23 protein-coding genes are annotated in these 22,325 nt (G+C 60.2%); 16 read left to right on the top strand and 7 right to left on the bottom strand.

All coding sequences use genetic code 11. The features are described 5' to 3' along the window. Positions 1 to 7 precede the first annotated feature (7 nt). The 4 genes from GQR96_RS11380 (at position 8) to clcB (ending at position 3,563) form a co-directional block, all read left to right on the top strand. Entirely contained in the window at positions 8 to 625 is a 618-nt protein-coding gene (locus GQR96_RS11380; RefSeq protein ID WP_065903395.1) for a DMSO/selenate family reductase complex B subunit, read from the top strand. A 1-nt stretch (position 626) separates the two neighbouring features. After that, complete coding sequence (locus GQR96_RS11375; protein ID WP_065903393.1) at positions 627 to 1,484, top strand: DmsC/YnfH family molybdoenzyme membrane anchor subunit; 858 nt, start codon at positions 627 to 629, stop codon at positions 1,482 to 1,484. Positions 1,485 to 1,525: 41 nt separating this feature from the next. After that, entirely contained in the window at positions 1,526 to 2,134 is a 609-nt protein-coding gene (dmsD, locus tag GQR96_RS11370) for a Tat proofreading chaperone DmsD (protein ID WP_049003714.1), read from the top strand. Positions 2,135 to 2,267: 133 nt separating this feature from the next. Then, the gene (clcB, locus tag GQR96_RS11365) at positions 2,268 to 3,563 is read left to right on the top strand and encodes a voltage-gated ClC-type chloride channel ClcB (RefSeq protein ID WP_065903391.1); all 1,296 of its coding nucleotides are present in this window, start codon (positions 2,268 to 2,270) and stop codon (positions 3,561 to 3,563) included. Here the strand turns inward: clcB and bioD are convergent. The 3 genes from bioD to GQR96_RS11350 all read right to left on the bottom strand — a co-directional run bounded on the left by bioD (position 3,516) and on the right by GQR96_RS11350 (position 6,586). Further along, positions 3,516 to 4,211: a dethiobiotin synthase gene (bioD, locus tag GQR96_RS11360; protein WP_004206045.1), complete on the bottom strand. Its 696-nt coding sequence runs from the start codon at positions 4,209 to 4,211 to the stop codon at positions 3,516 to 3,518. The genes clcB and bioD overlap by 48 nt on opposite strands. 127 nt (positions 4,212 to 4,338) lie before the next feature. Further along, a complete protein-coding gene (gene mlc / locus GQR96_RS11355) occupies positions 4,339 to 5,559 on the bottom strand; it encodes a sugar metabolism global transcriptional regulator Mlc (protein ID WP_004206046.1) in 1,221 nt (406 codons plus the stop codon). Positions 5,560 to 5,683: 124 nt separating this feature from the next. Further along, complete coding sequence (locus GQR96_RS11350; protein ID WP_004206047.1) at positions 5,684 to 6,586, bottom strand: LysR family transcriptional regulator; 903 nt, start codon at positions 6,584 to 6,586, stop codon at positions 5,684 to 5,686. A 130-nt stretch (positions 6,587 to 6,716) separates the two neighbouring features. Here GQR96_RS11350 and GQR96_RS11345 point away from each other — a divergent pair, with 130 nt between their 5' ends. Next, a complete protein-coding gene (locus GQR96_RS11345) occupies positions 6,717 to 7,967 on the top strand; it encodes an MFS transporter (protein ID WP_049092632.1) in 1,251 nt (416 codons plus the stop codon). A 30-nt stretch (positions 7,968 to 7,997) separates the two neighbouring features. On the opposite strand, the gene GQR96_RS11340 is transcribed toward GQR96_RS11345, so the two are convergent. After that, on the bottom strand, positions 7,998 to 8,090 hold the full coding sequence (locus tag GQR96_RS11340; RefSeq protein WP_004206050.1) for a KPN_01571 family protein: 93 nt from the start codon (positions 8,088 to 8,090) through the stop codon (positions 7,998 to 8,000). Between the two features lie 227 nt (positions 8,091 to 8,317). Here GQR96_RS11340 and GQR96_RS11335 point away from each other — a divergent pair, with 227 nt between their 5' ends. The 3 genes from GQR96_RS11335 to GQR96_RS11325 all read left to right on the top strand — a co-directional run bounded on the left by GQR96_RS11335 (position 8,318) and on the right by GQR96_RS11325 (position 12,142). Then, the gene (locus GQR96_RS11335) at positions 8,318 to 9,805 is read left to right on the top strand and encodes a carboxypeptidase M32 (protein ID WP_069135608.1); all 1,488 of its coding nucleotides are present in this window, start codon (positions 8,318 to 8,320) and stop codon (positions 9,803 to 9,805) included. Between the two features lie 164 nt (positions 9,806 to 9,969). Beyond that, positions 9,970 to 10,389, top strand: coding sequence for an acid resistance repetitive basic protein Asr (gene asr / locus GQR96_RS11330; RefSeq protein WP_053810423.1), 420 nt, complete (start codon positions 9,970 to 9,972; stop codon positions 10,387 to 10,389). Between the two features lie 940 nt (positions 10,390 to 11,329). After that, positions 11,330 to 12,142, top strand: a complete 813-nt coding sequence (locus GQR96_RS11325; protein WP_004206054.1) for a trypsin-like serine peptidase — start codon at positions 11,330 to 11,332, stop codon at positions 12,140 to 12,142. On the opposite strand, the gene GQR96_RS11320 is transcribed toward GQR96_RS11325, so the two are convergent. Next, positions 12,143 to 14,245: a putative bifunctional diguanylate cyclase/phosphodiesterase gene (locus GQR96_RS11320; protein WP_226680342.1), complete on the bottom strand. Its 2,103-nt coding sequence runs from the start codon at positions 14,243 to 14,245 to the stop codon at positions 12,143 to 12,145. Here GQR96_RS11320 and GQR96_RS11315 point away from each other — a divergent pair. Beyond that, a complete protein-coding gene (locus tag GQR96_RS11315; RefSeq protein WP_224052065.1) occupies positions 14,217 to 14,330 on the top strand; it encodes an ArsR family transcriptional regulator in 114 nt (37 codons plus the stop codon). The genes GQR96_RS11320 and GQR96_RS11315 overlap by 29 nt on opposite strands. Positions 14,331 to 14,404: 74 nt before the next feature. On the opposite strand, the gene kpnF is transcribed toward GQR96_RS11315, so the two are convergent. Further along, entirely contained in the window at positions 14,405 to 14,734 is a 330-nt protein-coding gene (gene kpnF, locus GQR96_RS11310; protein ID WP_004206057.1) for a multidrug efflux SMR transporter subunit KpnF, read from the bottom strand. Continuing rightward, on the bottom strand, positions 14,721 to 15,083 hold the full coding sequence (gene kpnE / locus GQR96_RS11305) for a multidrug efflux SMR transporter subunit KpnE (protein WP_004206058.1): 363 nt from the start codon (positions 15,081 to 15,083) through the stop codon (positions 14,721 to 14,723). Before kpnE ends, kpnF begins: the two co-directional genes overlap by 14 nt. Positions 15,084 to 15,525: 442 nt before the next feature. Here kpnE and GQR96_RS11300 point away from each other — a divergent pair, with 442 nt between their 5' ends. From GQR96_RS11300 to GQR96_RS11270, 7 genes are all read left to right on the top strand, one after another. Beyond that, complete coding sequence (locus GQR96_RS11300; protein ID WP_004206059.1) at positions 15,526 to 16,560, top strand: AI-2E family transporter; 1,035 nt, start codon at positions 15,526 to 15,528, stop codon at positions 16,558 to 16,560. 221 nt (positions 16,561 to 16,781) lie between these two features. Further along, positions 16,782 to 18,437, top strand: coding sequence for a malonate decarboxylase subunit alpha (gene mdcA, locus GQR96_RS11295; RefSeq protein WP_004206060.1), 1,656 nt, complete (start codon positions 16,782 to 16,784; stop codon positions 18,435 to 18,437). Continuing rightward, positions 18,437 to 19,279 (top strand): triphosphoribosyl-dephospho-CoA synthase, encoded by an 843-nt coding sequence (locus tag GQR96_RS11290; protein ID WP_048294814.1) that lies wholly within the window; start codon positions 18,437 to 18,439, stop codon positions 19,277 to 19,279. The genes mdcA and GQR96_RS11290 overlap by 1 nt, the downstream gene beginning before the upstream one ends. 17 nt (positions 19,280 to 19,296) lie before the next feature. Beyond that, a complete protein-coding gene (mdcC, locus tag GQR96_RS11285; RefSeq protein ID WP_023318164.1) occupies positions 19,297 to 19,596 on the top strand; it encodes a malonate decarboxylase acyl carrier protein in 300 nt (99 codons plus the stop codon). Then, positions 19,589 to 20,422, top strand: coding sequence for a biotin-independent malonate decarboxylase subunit beta (locus tag GQR96_RS11280; RefSeq protein WP_049003718.1), 834 nt, complete (start codon positions 19,589 to 19,591; stop codon positions 20,420 to 20,422). Before mdcC ends, GQR96_RS11280 begins: the two co-directional genes overlap by 8 nt. Continuing rightward, positions 20,422 to 21,222: a biotin-independent malonate decarboxylase subunit gamma gene (gene mdcE, locus GQR96_RS11275; RefSeq protein ID WP_065904149.1), complete on the top strand. Its 801-nt coding sequence runs from the start codon at positions 20,422 to 20,424 to the stop codon at positions 21,220 to 21,222. The genes GQR96_RS11280 and mdcE overlap by 1 nt, the downstream gene beginning before the upstream one ends. Positions 21,223 to 21,362: 140 nt before the next feature. Continuing rightward, positions 21,363 to 22,322 (top strand): AEC family transporter, encoded by a 960-nt coding sequence (locus tag GQR96_RS11270; protein WP_032455991.1) that lies wholly within the window; start codon positions 21,363 to 21,365, stop codon positions 22,320 to 22,322. Positions 22,323 to 22,325: the final 3 nt, after the last annotated feature.

The following is a 22,325-nucleotide window of genomic DNA, read 5'->3' as shown; positions in this document are numbered from 1 at the left end:
GTAAACCATGAGCACGCAATATGGATTCTTTATCGACTCCGCTCGCTGTACCGGGTGCAAAACCTGCGAGCTGGCCTGTAAGGACTATAAAAACCTGACCCCGGAAGTCAGTTTCCGTCGCATCTACGAGTATGCCGGCGGCGACTGGCAGCAGGACAACGGCATCTGGCAGCAGAACGTTTTTGCCTATTACCTCTCCATCGCCTGTAACCACTGCGCCGATCCGGCCTGCACCAAAGTCTGCCCGAGCGGGGCGATGCACAAGCGCGAAGACGGTTTTGTGGTGGTGGATGAAGAGGTGTGCATCGGCTGCCGCTACTGTCATATGGCCTGTCCGTACGGCGCGCCGCAGTACAACGCCGACAAAGGCCATATGACCAAGTGCGACGGCTGTCATGAGCGCGTCGCCGAGGGGAAAAAGCCGGTCTGCGTCGAGTCCTGCCCGCTGCGGGCGCTCGATTTCGGGCCGATTGCTGAACTGCGTGCTAAGCACGGCCAACTGGCGGCGGTAGCCCCGCTGCCCTCGGCGCACTTCACTCAGCCGAGCATCGCGATCAACCCTAACCGCAACGCCCGGCCGTGTGGCGATACCACCGGTTATCTGGCAAACCCGAAGGAGGTGTGAGATGGGAAGCGGATGGCATGAATGGCCGCTGGTGCTGTTTACGGTACTGGGGCAATGCGTGGTGGGCGCGACACTCATCAGCGGTCTGGTCTGGCTCGAGCTGGCGGACCAGCGCGAAGCGCGGCAGCGTCTGGTGCGCAGCATGTTTTTTATCTGGCTGCTGATGGGGATCGGCTTTCTCGCTTCAGTTATGCATCTCGGTTCGCCACTGCGCGCGTTTAACTCGCTGAACCGCGTCGGCGCCTCGGCGCTGAGCAACGAAATCGCCAGCGGCGCCTTGTTTTTCGCTGTGGGCGGATTCTGGTGGCTGCTGGCAGTGCTGGAAAAAATGCCGGCGGCGCTGGGCAAAATCTGGCTGGTGATCACCCTGCTGTTGGGGCTGCTGTTTGTCCTCGCGATGACCCGGGTTTATCAAATCGATACTGTACCGACATGGTACACTGGCTACACCACCAGCGCCTTCTTCCTGACGGTACTCCTTAGCGGGCCGCTGTTCGCCGCCCTGCTGTTGCAAATGGCGAAAGTCGACGTTAACGGCTGGTTTATTGCTGGGTTGAGCGTGGCCGCGCTGGTCATCAGCGCCGCGGTGATCGTCATGCAAAGCGCCGGGCTCAGTACTATTCACAGCTCCGTTCAGCAGGCGGCCAGCCTGTTGCCGAATTACGGCAGACTGCAGGCCTTACGCCTGATCCTGCTGGCGCTGGGACTCGGCTGCTGGCTGTGTCCGCTGATCCGCCGTCAGCCGCCGCGCGCGGCGGGGCTACTGGCTGGTCTGCTGCTGGTCTTGATTGCTGAATGTATTGGCCGCGGCCTGTTTTATGGGCTACATATGACCGTCGGTATGGCGGTTGCCGGTTAATGAGACGGCGCGCCGGCGCGCGCCGCAGAAAGGAATAAGTGATGATGCCGTTCCCACACCGCGACGCCGTCGCGTTAAGCGCCCGTACCCTGGGCGCGTTGTTCTCTTATGCGCCGAATAACGCGCAAATCGCGCCGCTGGTCGCCGCCTTCCAGGACGGCAGCTGGCAGCAACAGTGGCCCTATCCGGTTGCCGCCCCGCTGGCATCGGGGTTTGCCGCGTCGGCTGAAGAGTCGTTGCCGGAAGCCTGGCAGCGCCTGTTTATCGGACCATGGGCCCTGCCGGCGCCGCCATGGGGATCCGTCTGGCTGGATAAAGAATCGGTGCTGTTCGGCGAATCCACGCTGGCCCTGCGCGAATGGATGCGCGCGAACGGCATCGCACTGGACGCCGATCGCAACGAGCCGGAAGACCATTTCGGCACCCTGCTGCTGCTGGCGGCGTGGCTGTGCGAAACTGAGCAGGAGGCGTTGTTTGGCCAGCTGCTGGCCTGGCATCTGCTGCCGTGGTCCGGACGCTTCCTGAGCGTCTTTGTCGAACGCGCTGCCCACCCCTTCTACCAGGCGCTGGGTCAGCTGGCGCAGGCGACCCTGGCGCAGTGGCAGGAGAATCTGCCGATCGCCGTGGCGGAAAAGCCGCTCTATCGCTAATCCCTTTACCGCGCCGGTAGTCGGCGCGGTTTCCTTATTTGCACGCCTGACCGTGACCCGCACTTATCGCTTTTGCATATAAGGTTATTCCCTATCACAATAAGGCCATGTTTTCCGACTCTCGCCATGACCGATGCACCGTCTTCATCCCTATCCTGACGTGCAGGTGATGTTTCGTCGCCTGCTGATCGCCACGCTGATTGGCCTGCTCGCCGCCCTGGCGGTGGCCCTGTTTCGCCATGCCATGGTGGTGCTGGAAACGCTGTTTCTCGGTAACGACAGCGGGAGCCTGGTCAACGCCGCGCAGTCGCTGCCGGCGTGGCGGCGGCTGATTACCCCGGCGCTGGGGGGACTGGCGGCAGGGACACTTCTCTGGCTCTGGCAGCGGCGCAGCATTGCCCGCCCGCACGCCGCCACCGATTATATGGAAGCCCTGGAAACCGGGGACGGTTGCTTCGATACGCCGGCAAGCCTGGTGAAGTCGCTGGCCTCGCTGCTGGTGGTGGTCACCGGCAGCGCGATTGGCCGGGAAGGCGCCATGATCCTGCTGGCCGCGCTGGCGGCCTCGCTGTTCGCCCGCCGCTTCACGCCGCAGGCAGAATGGAAGCTGTGGGTCGCCTGCGGCGCCGCCGCCGGGATGGCCAGCGCCTATCATGCCCCGCTGGCCGGCAGCCTGTTTATCGCTGAAATTCTCTTTGGCACGCTGATGCTGGCCTCGCTTGGGCCGGTTGTCATCTCGGCGGTGATCGCCCTGCTGCTCACCCAGTTTCTCAACGGCGGCGCCGCGCCGCTGTACCATGTCGTTCTGCAGAAGGACCTCAGCGCGCTGCACTATGGCCTGATGCTCGCCACCGGACTGCTGGCCGGGCTGTGCGGGCCGCTGTTTATCTGGCTGATGGACTACAGCCACCGCGGGTTCGTCAGGCTGAAGCTGGCGCCGCCGTGGCAGCTGGCGCTGGGCGGGCTGATAGTCGGCGGCTTATCGCTCATCACTCCGGCGGTGTGGGGCAACGGCTACAGCGTGGTGCAAAGCTATCTCCTGCTGCCGCCGCCCGGCGCGCTGCTGGTGGCGGTATTCCTGTGCAAACTGCTGGCGGTGCTGGCCAGCAGTGGCTCCGGCGCGCCGGGCGGGGTGTTTACCCCCACGCTGTTTGTCGGTCTGGCGATGGGCATGCTGTTTGCCCGCTTCAGCGGGCTGTGGCTACCGGGGGATCAGGAGATGGCTTTGATGATGGGACTGACCGGCATGGCGGCGTTTCTTGCCGCCACCACCCATGCGCCCATTATGTCGACCCTGATGATTTGTGAGATGACCGGGCAGTATACGCTGCTGCCCGGCCTGTTGATCACCTGCGTGGTGGCGTCGGTGCTGTCGCGGACGTTACGCCGGGATTCGATCTATCGCCATCACGTTGCCGAGCATGTCTAAGTCGACGTAGCGGCTTAGCTCACGCTGCTCGGCGCGCGGCAGATACGGCAGCTCGCCAATGAGCGGCGCCGGCAGCTTTTTGCTGAGCACATCGATGATTTCGGCGTAGTGCGCCAGACCGGGGTTAATGCGGTTGGCCACCCAGCCGATCAGCGGTAGCCCGTCATTGGCGATCGCCTGGGCCGTCAGCAGCGCATGGTTGATGCACCCTTCCTGGATCCCCACCACCATCAGCACCGGGAGCTGCTCCTGTACCACCCATTCGGAGAGCGGTCGCAGGTCGTTCATCAGGCTGCGCCAGCCGCCGGTGCCTTCAACCACCACATGTTCAACCTGCCCGGTCAGCCGCTGCAAACCATCCGACAGCAGACCGTAGTTGATCGGGCAGCTGTGCGCCACGCTGCTTTCGTCTTCGCTTAAGGCGATGGGATTGACAGCCTCATAGGGTAACGCCAGCGTGGAGACGCTCTGCAGCACCAGCGCGTCTTTGTTACGCAAACCGTCCGGCGTCTCTTTGCTGCCCTTCGCCACAGGCTTGTACCCGGCCACGCTTTTGCCTCTGGCAGCAAGTGCCTGCAACAGCGCACGGGAAACCACTGTCTTCCCGACAGAGGTGTCTGTACCTGTAATAAAGAAACGCTTAAACATCACTAACCCCACAGTTTTGTCGATGAAATATACGGGAGAGAAATAATCAACAGTGGGCAAAGTCTACGTGAAGCCGCTGGGGGTCAGCTTGAGATAGCGCAATTTTTGGTGTGACTATGAAAAAATGTTAACCCTGTAACAGTCGTATGAGTAAGGATCCGTTATAGAGCGCATCCTTGACCAACGCCGCGCCAGCCATCGTTCCGCGGTTGGAGAACTGGGTGCTTTCAACCGCGATATGCTGGCTGTAGGCCGGGAGTGATTGTTGCCGAATGCAGCTGGAAATTGCCGGAAAAAGAATGTCTGCCGCCAGGTTAAACGGCGAGCCAATCAGGATTTTCTGCGGGTTAAACAGATTGACCATGATCGCCAGAATGCGGCCGACGTGATTACCGACGCCGCTGATAATGTCCCGGGCCAGCAGATCGCCCTGCAGCGCCGCCTGACATAGCCACTCCACGCTCAGCGGACGCTGATGCAGTAGCGAGCTCATCGACTGCGCCATCCGCATCTGCGCCAGCTCCAGCACGCTCTCCACGCTGGCGATCGTTTCCAGACAGCCATGGTTGCCGCAGTAGCAGCGTTTGCCGTAGGGGTCGACCTGGGTATGACCGATCTCCACGAGACTGCTGCTGCCGGCGTGCAGCAGACGTCCATCGGTGATAACCCCGGCGCCAACGTTGTGATCGATCACTACCTGAATGACATCCCGGGCGCCGCGCGAGGCGCCAAACAGCGATTCCGCCATGGTCCAGGCGCTGATGTCATGCTGAATATAGACCGGCACCCCGGTATGGTTGGCCAGCGTTTCGCCCAACGGGACGTCTTTGACTTCTTCATAAAACGGCATGCGATGAATAATGCCGTTTTCAGTATCAATGATACCCGGCATCGTGATGGCGATGGAGGTGAGACGTTCCAGCTTCTTCTGGTGGCGAATAAAGAAGCGATCGATATGGTCGATAATCCGCGTCAGAAACGGCGTGCTGTCGGCAAGCGCCAGCTCCAGCTGCTCCTCCACCACCAGCTGGCTGCTTAAATCACGCAGCGAAAGGTGGATCTCGCCGCGGCTGATGCGCACCGCCAGATAGTGCCATGCCTCGGTTTCCACCATCAGCCCCACCGCCGGCCGCCCGCGGCTGCCGGGCTCCTGAATTTCGGTCTCCTGCACCAGGTGCGCTTCCAGCATTTCGCGAACAATTTTGGTGATGCTGGCGGGCGCCAGTTGCGCAAATCGGGAGAGGTCGATACGCGATACCGGGCCGAGCTGATCAATCAGGCGATAGACGGCGCCCGCATTGGTCTGCTTGATTTGATCGATATGGCCTGGTTGACTATCCGCTACCACCATTGACTCCCTTTATTTTCGCGCTTCGAAATAAACTTTCGGCTATGGTGAAGCACTTCGATGGTGAACGTCAAATTTTTGCTTAGCCTTGTGATTTACCGCACATTTCCAGCCCATTTTTGCTTCAATTGCGCTCGCTTTTCCAGGCCAGCAGCGTGTCACGAAAGCGTTTTGCCAGCGCTCCCTGCTCATGGTGTTTCGACCACACCAGCCACATCTCTGACACCGCATCCTGTTCGTCGATCGGCAGCCAGCGCATTTCGCTGAGCTGCACGCGCTGAAAGGAGGCCGGCAGGATCGACACCCCCAGTCCGGCGGCCACCAGGCCAATAATGGTCATCGCCTCCCCCACCTCCTGGGCAATCACCGGCGTATGGCCGTAGCGGCGCAGCAGGCCAAGGATATCGTCATACAGGCCGGTACCGACATGCGGGTCGAAAAAGACGAACGGCTCCCGCGCCAGCGCCGCCAGGCTGACCGAGGGCAGGCGGGCCAGCGGATGGTCCGCCGGGACCATCGCCAGCAGCGGCTCACGCAGGACCCGCTGCCACGCCAGGGTGTCCGGCAGTTGGGTATTACGCAACAGGCCAAGGTCGAGGGCCCCCTCGCTCAACGGGACAATCTGTTCGCGGGTATTGGTCTCGCGGGTGAGAATATGCACATCCGGGTAGCGCTGACGAAACAGCGACAGCGTATCGGATACCGCCTTGATAAAAGGGGCCGAGGAGGTAAAGCCGATACGCAGTTCGCCCGTTTCCCCATGGTGCAGGCGGGCGGCGCGGGCGGCAGCGTCCTCCACCTGGGCGAGAATTTGTCGGCTGTCGGCGAGAAACTGTTTGCCCGCCGCCGTCAGGCTGACGCTGCGGTTGGTGCGGGCGAACAGGCGGGCGCCGGTCTGCTGCTCGAGGATCTGAATTTGCTGGCTTAACGGCGGTTGAGAGATGTTCAGTCGCGCCGCGGCGCGGCCAAAATGCAGCTCCTCGGCGACGGCGACAAAGTAGCGCAGATGACGCAACTCGATATTCATATTTAAAACGTCTTATTTGAGATTATTAATATATTAGACAGAATATTTACATTTTCATACCCTAAAAATGTGAGCTGAATGGTCACAACACTCTGTTGGTAAGCAGCAACTTCTATCCAAGGAATTCTCTGTGAGTCGTACAACAACCGTTGACACCGTGCCGGCGGACGAGGTCAGCGTCGCTGGTGCATCCCGCCCGGATCAATTTATTAAGCGCGGCACCCCGCAGTTTATGCGCGTCACTCTCGCGCTGTTCTCCGCCGGTCTGGCCACCTTTGCCCTGCTCTATTGCGTGCAGCCGATCCTGCCGGTGCTGTCGAACGAGTTCGGCGTATCGCCGGCCAGCAGCAGTATCTCTCTCTCCATTTCCACGGCGATGCTGGCGGTGGGCCTGCTGTTTACCGGCCCACTATCGGACGCCATTGGCCGCAAGCCGGTGATGGTCACCGCCTTGCTGCTGGCCGCCTGCTGCTCGCTGTTGTCGACCATGATGACCAGCTGGCACGGCATCCTGATTATGCGCGCCCTGATCGGCCTGTCGTTGAGCGGCGTGGCGGCGGTCGGCATGACCTACCTGAGCGAGGAGATCCACCCCAGCTTCGTGGCCTTCTCCATGGGACTCTATATCAGCGGCAACTCCATCGGCGGCATGAGCGGCCGCTTGCTCACCGGGGTCTTTACCGATTTCTTCGGCTGGCGCGTGGCGCTGGCGGTGATCAGCGGGTTCGCTCTGGCAGCGGCGATTATGTTCTGGCGTATCCTGCCCGAGTCGCGCCATTTCCGCCCGACCTCGCTGCGGCCAAAAACGCTGCTGATTAATTTCCACCTGCACTGGCGCGATCGCGGCCTGCCGCTGCTGTTCGTCGAAGGTTTCCTGCTGATGGGGGCCTTTGTCACTCTGTTTAACTACATTGGCTACCGTCTGATGATGTCGCCGTGGTCGTTAAGCCAGGCGGTGGTGGGTCTGCTGTCGGTGGCGTATCTCACCGGAACCTGGAGCTCGCCGAAAGCGGGCGCCATGACCGTACGCTATGGCCGCGGTCCGGTGATGCTCGGCTTTACCGGAGTGATGCTTTGCGGACTGCTGATGACGCTCTTTTCTTCCCTGTGGCTGATTTTCATCGGCATGCTGCTGTTCTCCGCCGGCTTCTTCGCCGCGCATTCCGTCGCCAGCAGCTGGATTGGCCCACGCGCGCGCCGCGCCCGCGGTCAGGCGTCATCGCTATATCTGTTCAGCTATTATCTTGGCTCAAGCCTGGCGGGGACGTTAGGCGGGGTGTTCTGGCACCGCTACGGCTGGAACGGCGTCGGCGGATTTATCGCGCTGCTGCTCCTTGCCGCGCTGTTGACCGGCACTTGCTTGTATCGCCGACTAAAATAATCGCCCGTGACGTGGCCTGCGGGCCACGTTTCACCACATGCCCATGATAGATGACAAGCCCATCAGCTCTCTGACGGCATCAACGGACAGTAAGGCAATAAACAGCCAGGTGAACGGATTCATAAACCACCCCCGAACCTCCAGACCTGTGTAATCGATCACAGTTTAGTCACGATACGTTGCCGATTTCTGCAATACCGCTCACAGAGCCACGCTTTTTTTCCTGCTATCTCCCGGCTGATGCTATACCACGCCTCCTGCGCGCAACGCTCGACCCGCCAGGCGTATCAGGATAGTGTAGAGGCATACCGATAATCTGTTCATTCACCTATCACGGACCGAACGCTACTATGACTGAAAATACGCCTTATCAGCAGCTTACCCGCACCTTTCAGCGCCTGTCGCGCTTTTCGCATCTCTCCGCCATCGCCGGCTGGGATATGTTCGCCATGATGCCTCCGGGCGGTAGCGCCGCCCGCAGCGAAGCGCTGGCGGAACTCGGCGTGCTACAGCATCAGATCCTGACCGATAAAAAAGTGGGCCAATGGCTGCAGGCGGCCCGCCAGCAGGATCTCAACGACCTCGAACAGGCCAACCTGCGGGAAATGCAGCGTCAGTACGATCAGGCGGCGCTGCTGCCGGAAAGCCTGGTGGAGGCCAAATCACTGGCCGGTAGCCGTTGCGAACATGCCTGGCGCAGCCAGCGGCCGGCTAACGACTGGGCTGGCTTTGCCGAAAATTTGCGTGAGGTGGTCAGACTGAGCCGCGAGGAAGCGCAGATCCGCGCCGACTCCCGGGGCGGCTCACGCTATGACGCGCTGCTTGATATTTTCGAGCCGGATATGACCAGCGCCCGGCTGGACAGCCTGTTTGCCGACCTCAAGTCCTGGCTACCTTCCCTACTGCGGCAAGCGGTCGACAAGCAGGCGACGCGAACCTTGATCGCCCCGCAGGGGCCGTTCCCGATCCCTGAGCAGCGCGAGCTGGGCCTGCAGGCGATGCGCATCCTCGGCTTTGACTTTGACGGCGGGCGTCTGGACATCAGCGCCCACCCGTTCTGCGGCGGCGTCCCTCAGGATGTACGCATCACCACCCGCTACAACGAAAACGACCTGCTCAGCGCCCTGTTCGGCGTGATCCACGAGACCGGCCACGCCCGCTATGAGCAGAACCTGCCCCGCCCGTGGATCGACCAGCCGGTAGGACTGGCCCGCTCTACCGCTATCCATGAATCGCAAAGCCTGTTCTTTGAAATGCAGCTGGGACGCAGCGAGCGCTTCCTCCACCGCCTGTTGCCGGCGGTGCGCGAACGCTTTGGCGATCGGCCGGCCTTTAGCGAGGAGAATTTTGTCGCCTGGAACCAGCGGGTGAAACCAGGCTTTATTCGCGTTGATGCCGATGAGGTCAGCTACCCGGCGCATGTGATCCTGCGCTATGAAATTGAACGCGCGCTGATCGATGGCGAGATCGAGGTGGAAGATATTCCGTCGCTGTGGGATGAGAAAATGCAGCACTGGCTGGGACTGTCGACCACCGGCAACTACCGGGACGGCTGTATGCAGGATATTCACTGGACCGACGGCGGCTTCGGCTACTTCCCTTCCTATACGCTGGGGGCGATGTACGCCGCGCAGCTGATGGCCGCCGCCCGTCGCGCGCTGCCGACGTTAGACCGCGATATCGCGGAAGGGGATTTCAGCGCCCTGTTTGACTGGCTGCGGCAGAATATCTGGCAGCATGGCAGCCGCTTCACCACCTCGCAGCTGATCCAGCAGGCCACCGGAGAGGATCTTAACAGCCGCTACTTCCGCGACCACCTTACCGCCCGCTATCTGTAATCGTCCGCGCCGGGCTGCCCGGCGCGTCCTTCGCCCCCCGCCTTGTACATTCGGTTACACGCCGATACCAAACACTCACGGAAAGCCCGAAAAGACAAGCATATAGTAATTTCACCGGCCCCGCAGTGGGGTTGAAATTAAGAAAACTTTTCGAGGATATCAGAATGAAAAAAGTATTAGCTCTGGTCGTTGCCGCTGCTATGGGTCTCTCTTCCGCCGCTTTCGCTGCTGACGCAGTAAGCACCACTCAGGCACCTGCTGCTACCCACAGCGCTGCTGCCAAGACCACCCATCATAAAAAACACCATAAAGCCGCAGCAAAACCAGCTGCAGAGCAGAAAGCTCAGGCTGCCAAAAAACACAAGAAAGCAGAAGCGAAACCAGCCGCTGCCCAGAAAGCCCAGGCCGCTAAAAAACACAAAAAAGCAGAAGCTAAACCAGCCGCTCCGCAGAAAGCCCAGGCCGCTAAAAAGCACCACAAAGCTGCCGCTAAACCGGTAGCCCAGAAAGCCCAGGCAGCGAAAAAACACCACAAAACCACCAAACACCAGGCCGCTAAACCTGCTGCACAGCCGGCAGCATAATTCCTCCCGGTGAACCAACCTTCTTAAATAATCGGCGCTGTTTCAGCGCCGTTTTTTCTGGAGAGCACTATGCTGCGGCGCTATCGTTTTGAGCTCATCCTGATCCTGTTAATCATTTGCGCAGTGGTTGCGACCCGCTTTTTCCTCTATTAATTGTTTCGCCCCCTCTCCCGTTTTGCCGCCTGGCGCAGACTTCCCGGAAGGTGAATGTCGCGCAAATATTATTGCCTGCCTCTTACCACTTTCTGTACCCTGCCGCTGCCAGCGGCGCAAATAATGCCCGGCGCCCGAAGACGCCAGACACGTTAGCAAGAAACCATCGCGCGCCTGGCCCCCATGCGGCGGCCAGACTCATCACAACGCACGTACCGCTTCCATCACCAGATAGCCGGTTGCGCCCCAGATGACAACTGAGACCAGGGAAACATAGACCAGTGCGCGAATACCTTTTTTAGACATTTACCCTCCGAACGCCGGGGAAATAGAGTTCAGGCTATCATCGCCGGTATTACCTCTCTATTTACTCAACGGCGGGGTGACGGTAACAATGTTTTCGGTGAGAAAATGTTTCGCATTGAAAATTATTACGTGAGACGTAAAGAAGTGCGAATTCTGGTGAAGTTCCGGCGGGTAAACGTATTATTTTTGCGCATTCCGCTGACAAACCAGGAATAACCTTAAAGAAGTGTTGCTGCATTATTCGCCAATTTCAGTACGTTCTGATACACGAATGTTCTTGCGCCAGCCCGCGCTTTCTGCGGAAATAGCAGCAGAAGGTTACTGGTATTAACCGATTGAAATCAGACGGTTTTACCCGCGCCAGGGCCCGCCGCGCGCAGATGAGACATGCCGTTTGGCCTGATAAGAATTATTGTTTACTTTCATAAACTTAAATCTCCTGCTACTGTCAATAGACATCATAGCCTCCCCAGAGAGTGATATGCGTAGAAACGTTCTGTTATTACTGTGTTCATTTTATCTGTTACCTCTGGGCGCACATGCCGATGATAACGGACTGAGCGCCAAAGATATTAAGACGTTGTTTTTCGGTCACGATGACCGTAAAGCGGTGAGCCGTCCGGAGGAGAGCCCGTGGGACGCGATTGGCCAGCTGGAGACCGCCAGCGGCAATCTGTGCACGGCGACGCTCATCTCCCCCAACCTGGCGCTGACCGCGGGCCACTGCCTGTTAACGCCCCCGCGCGGCAAGCCGGACAAAGCGGTCGCTCTGCGCTTTATTTCCCGCAAGGGGAACTGGGTGTATGAGATCCACGGCATTGACGGACGAGTGGATCCCGGGTTAGGCAAGCGCCTGAAAGCCGACGGCGACGGCTGGATCGTTCCCTCCGCCGCGGCGCCCTCGGATTTTGGCCTGATCGTACTGCGCTATGCTCCCTCGGGCATCACGCCGATCCCGCTCTTCCCCGGCAGTAAGGCCGATTTAACCGCGGCGCTGAAGGCGGCGGACCGGAAAGTGACCCAGTCAGGTTATCCTGAAGATCATCTGGATAATCTTTATAGCCACCAGGACTGCATCGTCACCGGCTGGGCGCAAAACAGCGTCCTGTCGCACCAGTGTGACACCCTGCCCGGCGACAGCGGCTCGCCGCTGCTGCTGAAAACCGCAGACGGCTGGCAAGTGATCGCCGTGCAAAGTTCGGCTCCCGGCCCGCAGGATCGCTGGCGAGCGGACAACCGCGCCATCGCGGTGACCGGCTTTCGCGATAAGCTGGAGGCGCTGGCCGGAGAGTAATTACCCCTGCTGCTGGCGCCGCTGCAGCAGGTCGGCGATCGGCATCGGTTTACTGAAGTAAAAGCCCTGTAGCCGGTCGCAACCGGCCCGCCGCAGCAGCGCCAGCTGTTGCGGATCTTCAACCCCCTCAGCCACGACCGTCATCCCCAGCGCGCGGGCGATGCGCACCGTGCCGCGCACCATCTCCGCCGCCTGCGCATCACAGTCCACCCGCCCGGCGAGGGATTTGTCAATCTTCAGGCTGTCAAAACGAAAGCGGCGTAAATAGCCGATGCTCGAATAACCGGTGCCAAAATCGTCCAGCGCCACGGCAATGCCCTGGGCCTTCAGATTCTCCACCACCGCCTGCGAACGTTCCGGATTTTCCAGCACATAACTCTCCGTCACCTCCACTTGCAGGCGCGACGGCGGAAAGCGGCAGGCAGCGACCGTCTCCATCACCCGGCGTTCAAAGGCCGGATCGCGAAATTGCGCCGGGGAGATGTTCACCGACAGCAGCAGATCGCTCACCGGCTGCAGGTCGCTGCAGGCACGTTGCAGAACGAACTGGCCGAGGGTGTCAATCAGGCCGCTGCTCTCGGCAATGGCGATAAATGCATCCGGCGCCAGCGCACCCTGCGGGCGACGCGGCCAGCGCAGCAGCGCTTCAACACCGGTCATCGTCAGGGTATCGGCATCGACTACCGGCTGATACCAGACCTCAAATTCATCCTGCTCCAGCCCCTGACGGATGCCATTCTCGATCATCAGCTGATGACGTCGCACGGCGTCCAGCGCATCGTCATACCAGGCCGTCTGCCCCTTGCCGCTCTTCTTGGCGTGGTACATGGCGATATCCGCCCGGCGAAACAGTTCGGTACTGGAGCATTCCGCCGGGGTTCCACTGGCAATGCCGATGCTGGCGCCGATATAAATTTTGCGTTTGCTCAGTGCCACCGGCGCTTTCAGCAGCTCCAGCGCCGCCCAGGCGAACGCAGCCGCCCGGTCGATCGCTTGTTCGCCGCTCACCGCCATGGCGAATTCATCCCCGCCCATTCTTGCCAGCATGGCCTCCGCCGGCACCCGTTTTTGCAGCGCGCTGGCGATATGGCGGATCAGGGCGTCGCCCACATCGTGGCCATAGTTATCATTCACATCCTTAAATCCGTCCAGATCGATAAACACCACGCACTGCATGTCGTGCTTACTCGTGTCGCACACCTGGCTTAACCGCAGCAGCAGCGCTCGTCGGTTGGGCAGCCGGCTGAGCCAGTCAATCAGGGCGATCTCCCGCGCCTGACGTTCGCCGCGGGCCAGCTTATACATGCCGAGGCTGCTGAACAGAATAAACAGCAGGATCAGGCTGGCGGCCACCCCGGCGATCAGCCGCATACTGCCTGATGAGGCCAGGGCCGCTTCGGCGCCGGGCAGACGCGGCTGCCACGCCAGATAGCCCAGCACCTCGCCTCCCTGCGTGCGCAGCGGAATACGGTGTTCGCCGGGGCCGTCGCTGAGATGGAGATGACTTATCTGGAAGGTGTCGCCTAAACGCTGCAGCAGCTGAGGACTGATGTGCCGGGTAATGACCAGATAGCGCCGGGTATCGTCAGCCACCTGCAGCCGGCCGGTCGTTGGCCGGATCAGGCCGATGCCGACGAAAGCGATCCCTGCCTCGGTGCGCGTGATGCCGGCGAAGGCGTTTTTGCCCTCGCGCAGAGCCTTTGCATGATAACGGATCAGGCTGGTCAGCCCGGCGCCGAGAAATGAAAGGTCTGTCCGGGGCATCACCTGACTCTGAAAGGCGCCCCACAGAATGTGATAATGTTCATCAAGGACAAAGGTGCCGTCGTACAGGTTATTGATTTTGAAGCCCGATCCCCAGGTGTCGTACAGCCATTTTTGATCCAGTCTGGGGGCGTAAGTCTGGGTCACCGCATCGTCCCAGATAGCATTGTCCAGCACCAGGGACAGCACCCGGTTGACCGATGTCTGCACCGCCCCTTCCACCGACAGGACCGAACGCTGCTGGTCAATTTCATTGGATTTGCTGGCAATGAGGTGTTGCGACAGGTAAAGCAGGGAGATCACCGACGCGGTGAGGCCGAGCCCGGCGAGAAAAATCATTATTGACAACGTCCTGGCGGAAGGAATTTTCCGCCAGCCGAAAGCTGTGAACATGCGCAGTCCTCATCGTCACCGGGCACAATAACTGCGGGGCCGGTCTTGAGGTAAGCATACTACAGCGGACCCGTTTTGCCGCCTGGCTTTGCAGGCGGCGCGACGTCAGGCGAGTTTAATTAACACCATGCCGGCAACCAACAGGATGACTCCCGCCCAGCCTTTGTTATTCAGGCGCTGGCCAAACAGCACCCAGCCAGCGGCAATGGTCGCCGCGATACCGAAGCCGCCCCACAGCGCATAGGCAACCGACAGATCGATGCCTTTTACCGCCTGCGAGAGGGCGCTGAATGCACCCAGCACCGCCGCCAGCGACAGGATGCCATAGACCTTGCGGCGGAAACCGTCGGAAAACTTCAAAAAGACGTTGGCAATAATCTCCAGAACAATGGCGATAGCCAACCAGGCGGCGTGGATCCACTCAAACTGCTGCATGAGCCACCTCCTGCTTCGACGACGCTTTTTTCTGGGTGCCGGACTTAATCAGGACGATCCCCACCACCAGTGTGGTCAGACCGGCTATTTTCAGCAGCGACAAGCTTTCATCAAATAACAGAACGCTGAACAGGGTGATCAGCAAAATGCCAATCCCTTCCCATAACGCGTAAGCCACGCCGAGGGCAATTTTTTTAACTGCAAAGGCGAGAAAAATATATGACAGAGCTATCATAGCTAGCATTAAAATATAGCCGGTATGCCCACCGCTGATGCTTGCCCATTTCATCGACAACGTGCCGGTAATTTCAGCAACAATAGCTAAAGCTAATAAAATCCAATAAAACATGATCCCTTCTCCTGCTTGAGAATATAATCCATTACCGTTTACGCGACGCGTAAACCGGAAAATTTCTGACGTAGATTTCGCTGTGCGCTTGGCGCCAGCTCAGGCAGAAAGAAGGTGACTATAGCGCCGAATGCCAGTGCTGTTCGCCGGCAAAACGGGAAAAAGTGAGGGATACTGCGGGGTGATTTAAAATATACATCCTGAACTGATTGTCCATAAAATTACAATTATCCGCGGTGTTGCTTCTCGTCCGGTGCGGATGGAAATTGTCCTCAGTAGTTAAACACAGGTAGATTTGTAGCATAGTGCTACATTTAATTCAAAGACTTTGCAATTCTTTACGCCGCGGTTTTGCAGCAATGCGTTTTTTCTGAAAAAAAACGTCATTATGCTAATGTAACGCAACCTGTTAACAGGCAAGGAAGATTGAGGACGGGATCCTATGGCTAAACCTATTATTACACTTAACGGACTAAAGATGGTCATCATGCTGGGCATGCTGGTGATCATCCTGACCGGCATTCGCTTTGCGGCAGACATTATTGTCCCGTTTATTCTCGCGCTTTTTCTGGCGGTGATCCTTAATCCGCTGGTGCAGCTGCTGGTCCGCTGCCGGGTACCGCGCGTGCTGGCGATCTCACTGCTGATAGGCCTTATCGTGATGTTAGCCGTTGTGCTGCTGGCCTCGCTGGGGACCTCGCTAAACGAGCTGGCGCGCACCCTGCCGCAGTACCGCAACTATCTCTACGAACCGATGCAAACCATCGCCCCCTGGCTGCAGCGCCTGGGTTTTACCGTCTCGGTGGTGGAGCTTAACAAATACATCGACCCCAACGCCGTGATGACCCTGGTCACCAGTCTGCTCACTCAGCTGTCGAACGCCATGTCCTCGATTTTTCTGCTGCTGCTGACGGTGGTGTTTATGCTGCTGGAGGTGCCGCAGCTCCCCGCAAAACTCCAGCAGCTGATGTCCCGCCCGGTAGAAGGCATGGGGGCTATCCAGCGCGCTATCGACAGCGTGTCGCATTATCTGGTGCTGAAGACCGCGATTAGCCTGGTCACCGGGCTGGTGGTCTGGGGAATGCTGGTTCTGCTGGACGTGCGCTTCGCCTTTATGTGGGGGCTACTGGCCTTCGCGCTGAACTATATTCCCAATATCGGTTCCGTACTGGCGGCCATCCCGCCGATCCTGCAGGTGCTGGTGTTCGGCGGCCTGTACGAGGCGCTGGTGGTGCTGGCCGGCTATCTGATCGTTAACCTGGTGTTCGGCAATATTCTCGAACCGCGGATCATGGGGCGCGGCCTGGGGCTCTCCACCCTGGTGGTGTTCCTGTCATTGATCTTCTGGGGCTGGCTGCTGGGGCCGGTCGGTATGCTCCTGTCGGTGCCGTTAACGATTATCGTCAAAATTGCCCTTGAGCAGACCAGCGGCGGGCAGAGCATCGCCTTCTTACTAAGTGATGTGAGCAAACAGTAAACCTTTCCCGGGCCGGTGGCTGACCGGCCCTCCTCTCCTTGTCAGCTGCAGTAGACCACTACGCCTTTTGTATTATTGATCCTCATCACAAAGTGCCACTCACCATTGTTACTCTCAGGCTAACGATTGGCCGCCGTGCTTAATTGATGCTCCGCGCCCCGCGTCGCACACTACCCTCCACCAGGACAAACAAAACGATTTGTCGAATCAGGAGGTTAATAATGAATGCCGAACAAACGACGGGGCGGGTCTGGAACCGTCGCCGGACGGAAAAGCAACGGCGGCTGGCCGAGGCCAACATCCCGGGCAAAGTCATCCCCACTGACCAGCTGGTCAGCGTACTGGAAAACCTGCTCGCCCCCGGCGACCGGGTGGTGCTGGAAGGCAACAACCAGAAGCAAGCCGATTTTCTCTCCCGCATGCTGGCGGAAGTCAATCCGCAGAAAATCCACGATCTGCATATGATCATGCCCAGCGTCGGGCGCAGCGAGCACCTTGACCTGTTTGAAAAAGGCATCGCCCGTAAGCTCGATTTCTCCTTCTCCGGTACCCAAAGCCTGCGCATTTCGCAGCTGCTGGAAGATGGGCTGCTGGAAATCGGCGCCATTCATACCTATATCGAACTCTACTCCCGCCTGTACGTCGATCTGTCGCCTAACGTCGCGCTGATCGCCGGCTACAAAGCCGACCGCAAAGGTAACCTCTATACCGGGCCGAGTACCGAAGATACCCCGGCGCTGGTGGAGGCCGCCGCCTTCCACGACGGCATTGTTATCGCTCAGGTCAACGAACTGGTGGACGACGAGTGCGATCTGCCCCGCGTCGATATTCCCGGCTCGTGGATTGATTACGTGGTGGTCGCCGACAAGCCGTTCTTTATTGAACCACTGTTCACCCGCGACCCGCGCCTGATTAAGCAAGAACACATTCTGATGGCGATGATGGCGATCAAGGGCATCTACGCAGAGCATCAGGTGCAGTCCCTCAACCACGGGATCGGCTTCAACACCGCCGCTATCGAACTGCTGCTACCGACCTACGGCGAACAGCTCGGCCTGAAAGGCAAAATCTGTAAACACTGGACCCTGAACCCGCATCCGACCCTGATCCCGGCGATCGAGAGCGGCTGGGTGGAGAGCGTGCACTGCTTCGGCGGCGAGCTGGGGATGGAAGAGTACATCCGCGCCCGCCCGGATATCTTCTTTACCGGCCCGGACGGCTCCATGCGTTCCAACCGCGCCTTCTGCCAGCTGGCGGGTCAGTACGCGGTGGATATGTTTATCGGTTCGACCCTGCAGGTGGATGGACTGGCTAACTCCTCGACCGTCACACGCGGCCGCCTTTCCGGCTTCGGCGGCGCGCCGAACATGGGCCACGATCCGCACGGCCGCCGCCACGCTACCCCTGCCTGGCTCAATATGATCACCGAGCCGGACCCAATGCAGCGCGGTAAAAAACTGGTGGTGCAGATGGTCGAAACCTTCCAGGCCGGCGTGAAACCGACCTTCGTTGAGACCCTCGACGCGGTCGACGTCGCTAAAACCTCCGGCATGCCGCTGGCGCCGGTGATGATTTACGGCGATGACGTCACCCACGTGCTGACCGAAGAGGGTATCGCCTATCTGTATCGTGCGGAAAGCCTGGAAGAGCGCCGGGCGATGGTCGCCGCAGTGGCCGGGATCACCGACATTGGCCTCGGGGTGGACGCAAAACGCGTGGCTGCCCTGCGTCAGAGCGGCAAAGTGGTCTACCCGGAAGATCTGGGTATTCGCCGCAGCGAGGCAACCCGTTCACTGCTGGCCGCCGGCAGCGTCGCCGACCTGGTGGAATGGTCCGACGGACTGTACAACCCACCGGCAAAATTCCGGAGCTGGTAATGAAAATTCTCTCTCCCCTGCACGCCGAAAGTCTTGTCAGCTGGCTGGCGGACACCGCCAGCGCCTGCCTGATTGACGAAGCCCGTCTGAGCCCGAAACCGGGTCTGGTCGACAGCCGCGGCAGTGGCGCGCATCAGGACCTCACGCTGGCGCTGATGGAACGCTCCGCCCGCAGCCTGCAGCCGACCTTCCACGCGCTGGCCCAGCAAAGCTGGCGCCGCCCGGCGGATATCGCGCTGCGCGAAACCGTCGGCCGCCTCGGTCGCGAAGGCGAAGCGCAGATGATGCAGGCCACCGGCGGGGTCAATACCCACCGCGGCGCCATCTGGGCGCTGGGGCTGCTGGTCAGCGCGGTGGCGATGTTGGGTGGAGAGGGTCAATCACAGACGATCGCCGACACCGCCGCCGCCCTCGCCCGCCTGCCCGACAGCCTGGCGCCGAAAAGCTTCAGTAAAGGGCTGCGCGCCAGCCGCCGCTGGCAGGTGCCTGGCGCGCGCGAAGAGGCGCAGCGCGGTTTCCCGCATATCACCGCCCTGGCGCTGCCGCAGTTACAGCAAAGCCGCGCCCGGGGCGCCAGCGAGCCGCAGGCGCGACTTGACGCGCTGATGGCCATCATGACCTCGCTGAGCGATACCTGCGTGCTGTCGCGCGCCGGCATGAGCGGCCTGCAGACCATGCAGCAGGGCGCCCGCGAGGTGCTGGCGGCCGGCGGTTGCGCCAGCGTCGCCGGACGCGCCGCCCTGGCGCGGCTTGACGCGCAGATGCTGGCGCACAACGCCTCGCCGGGCGGCGCCGCCGATCTCCTTGCCGCCACCCTGTTTCTCGACCGGGTTGCCGGCTAACGCATTCAGAGGATGTTATGGAACAGATTACATTGTCATTTCCTGCCAGCCGCGCCCTCAGCGGCAGAGCGTTGGCAGGGGTTGTAGGTTCAGGCGATATGGAGGTGCTCTATACCGCCGCCGGGAGCGATACGCTCCGCGTGCAAATTACCACCTCGGTGGATAACAGCCAGGCGCGCTGGCAGGCGCTGTTCGACAGGCTGAACCTGATCAACGGCCTGCCCGCCGGGCAGTTGATTATCCACGACTTCGGCGCCACGCCGGGCGTCGCCCGTATTCGTATTGAACAAGTCTTTGAGGAGGCCGCTCATGCGTAACGATCGCAGCTTTATCGAACTGCGCGCTCGCGAACGCGCCCACGCCCTGCTGGACGACGGCAGCTACCGCGAACTGCTGGATCCGTTTGACGGCATTATGTCGCCGTGGCTCGGCGCGCAGGGCATCGTCCCGCAGTCCGACGACGGTATGGTGGTCGCCAAAGGCACGATCAACGGCCAGCCGGCGGTGGTGATTGCCATCGAAGGCACCTTCCAGGGCGGCAGTATGGGCGAAGTATCCGGCGCCAAAATGGCCGCCGCGCTTGAGCTGGCGGCGGAGGATAACCGCAACGGTATCCCGACGCAGGCGGTGCTGTGCCTGGAAACCGGCGGCGTCCGGCTACAGGAGGCCAACCTCGGTCTGGCCGCCATCGCCGATATTCACGCGGCGATTGTCGATCTGCGCCGCTACACCCCGGTAGTCGGCATCATCGCTGGCACCGTCGGCTGCTTCGGCGGCATGTCCATCGCCGCGGCGCTGTGCAGCTACCTTATCGTCACCCGTGAAGCCCGCCTCGGTCTCAACGGCCCACAGGTTATCGAGCAGGAAGCCGGCATTGAAGAGTACGACTCACGCAACCGGCCGTTTATCTGGAGCATGACCGGCGGCGAAATTCGCGCCGCCAGCGGCCTGGTCGACGCGCTGGTTAACGATGGCGTCAACGCGGTCAAAACCGCGATGAACGAGGCGATCGCCAAAGGCGTACCGGCGCAGCACCGCAGCGACAATTATGACGATTACCTGCGCCGTTTAAGCCAGTTCGACACCCGCCAGCAGGCGGATACCGCGCAGATTAAACAGCTTTTTGCCCGGGAGGAGAAATAATGAGCCAGTTCCCAAACCGCGCCGCGCTGTGGCTGAACAAACTGGCGCCCGACGCGCCGCTGATGAGTGGTCTGTGCCCTTCGGTGCAGGTCGCAGATGGCCAGATTGATGGCGAAAAGGTGCGTTTTATCGCCGTGGTACCTGACGCTAACAACCACTACCCGCGCGCCGCCGGCGGCGAAGTCGGCCTGCTGGAAGGCTGGACGCTGGCGAAAGTGGTCAACGAAACCATCGCCGCTGACGCCGACCAGCCTGGTAAACGGCCGATCGTCGCCGTGATCGATGTGCCGAGCCAGGCCTATGGCCGTCGCGAAGAAGCCTTTGGTATTCACCAGGCGCTGGCCGGAGCGGCAGGCGCCTACGCCAAAGCCCGTCTGGCCGGCCACCCGGTGATTGGCCTGATCGTCGGCAAAGCGATGTCCGGGGCGTTTCTGGCCCACGGCTACCAGGCCAATCGCCTGATCGCCTTTAACGACAGCGGCGTACTGGTCCATGCGATGGGTAAAGAATCGGCCGCGCGCATTACCCTGCGCAGCGTGGAGGCGCTGGAGAAACTGGCGGCAACCATCCCGCCGATGGCCTATGACGTCAACAACTACGCCACGCTCGGCCTTCTCTCTGCTCTGCTTGACATCAGCAATCCGGACGCGCCTGACGACCACGATCTGGCGCTGGTCAGCCACACCCTGCGCGACGCCATCGCTGACGCGCGCCAGGATCCCTCGCTGAAGTGCCGCCTGGGTGCGGAAAACCGCCGCAGTTCGCAGCAGGTCCGCGACCTTATGCGCGCCAGCTGGTAAGACGTTCGTTCGTACGTAAGTAGTAGAAGAAAACCTGCCGGAAGCCGTCCCCCGGAGCGCGTAATAACCGCGCCGGGCAGGGACGGCTTTTAGAAAAAATAACAATCGCGCCAGTACTCTATTTTATTTACAGGTGATTTATGACTTATGTGATTATTCATGCTCTTGCCCCGATTTTCGTCATTATGCTGCTGGGCTTCTGGGCCGGTAAGGCCGGTATGGTAGATAACAAAAACGTCTCGCTGCTTAATATTTTTGTAATGGATTTTGCCTTACCCGCCACGCTGTTTAGCGCGACGGTACAAACGCCGTGGGCCGGTATCGTCGCCCAGTCGCCGCTGGTGCTGGTGCTGACCGGCGCGATGTGGATCACCTACGCCGGGATCTACTTCCTCGCCACCAGCGTGTTCAAACGCACCCCGCAGGATGCCGCGGTGCTGACCCTCACCGTCGCGCTGCCGAACTACGCCGCGCTGGGCCTGCCGATCCTTGGCAGCGTGCTCGGCGAAGGCGCATCGACCTCGCTGTCGGTGGCGGTCTCTATCGCCTGCGGTTCGGTCCTGATGACCCCCTTCTGCCTGCTGATTCTGGAACGTGAAAAAGCCCGCGCCGCGGGGGAAAACACCGGTTCTACGCTGGCGATGCTGCCGGTGCTGATGTGGCGTTCGGTGAAAAAGCCGATCGTCTGGGGCCCGCTGCTCGGGGTGGTGCTTTCCGCTATCGGCATTAACATGCCGGACCTGCTGCTGGCCTCCATCAAACCGCTGGGCCTGGCCGCTACCGCAGCAGCGCTGTTCCTCACCGGGGTGATCCTCTCGGCGCGTAAACTGCAGATCAATGCGCTGATCGCCACCTCCACCCTCGTAAAACTGCTGGTACAGCCGTTTATCGCCTGGGGTCTGGTGATGCTGCTGGGTCTGCATGGCTCCATCGCGATTACCGCGATCCTGATGATTGCCCTGGCCGCCGGCTTCTTCGGCGTGGTGTTCGGCAACCGCTTCGGCGTGCAGTCCCCGGATGCTGAAGCCGTGCTGTTGTTAAGCTCGGTTCTGTGTATCCTGTCGTTACCGCTGTTTATCTCTTTGACTTCAGGACTGTAAACC

The organism is Klebsiella sp. PCX (assembly GCF_021869705.1).
In the GTDB taxonomy this organism is placed as follows: Bacteria; Pseudomonadota; Gammaproteobacteria; order Enterobacterales; family Enterobacteriaceae; genus Klebsiella; species Klebsiella quasipneumoniae.
This window is presented reverse-complemented; position numbering and strand designations above follow the sequence as displayed.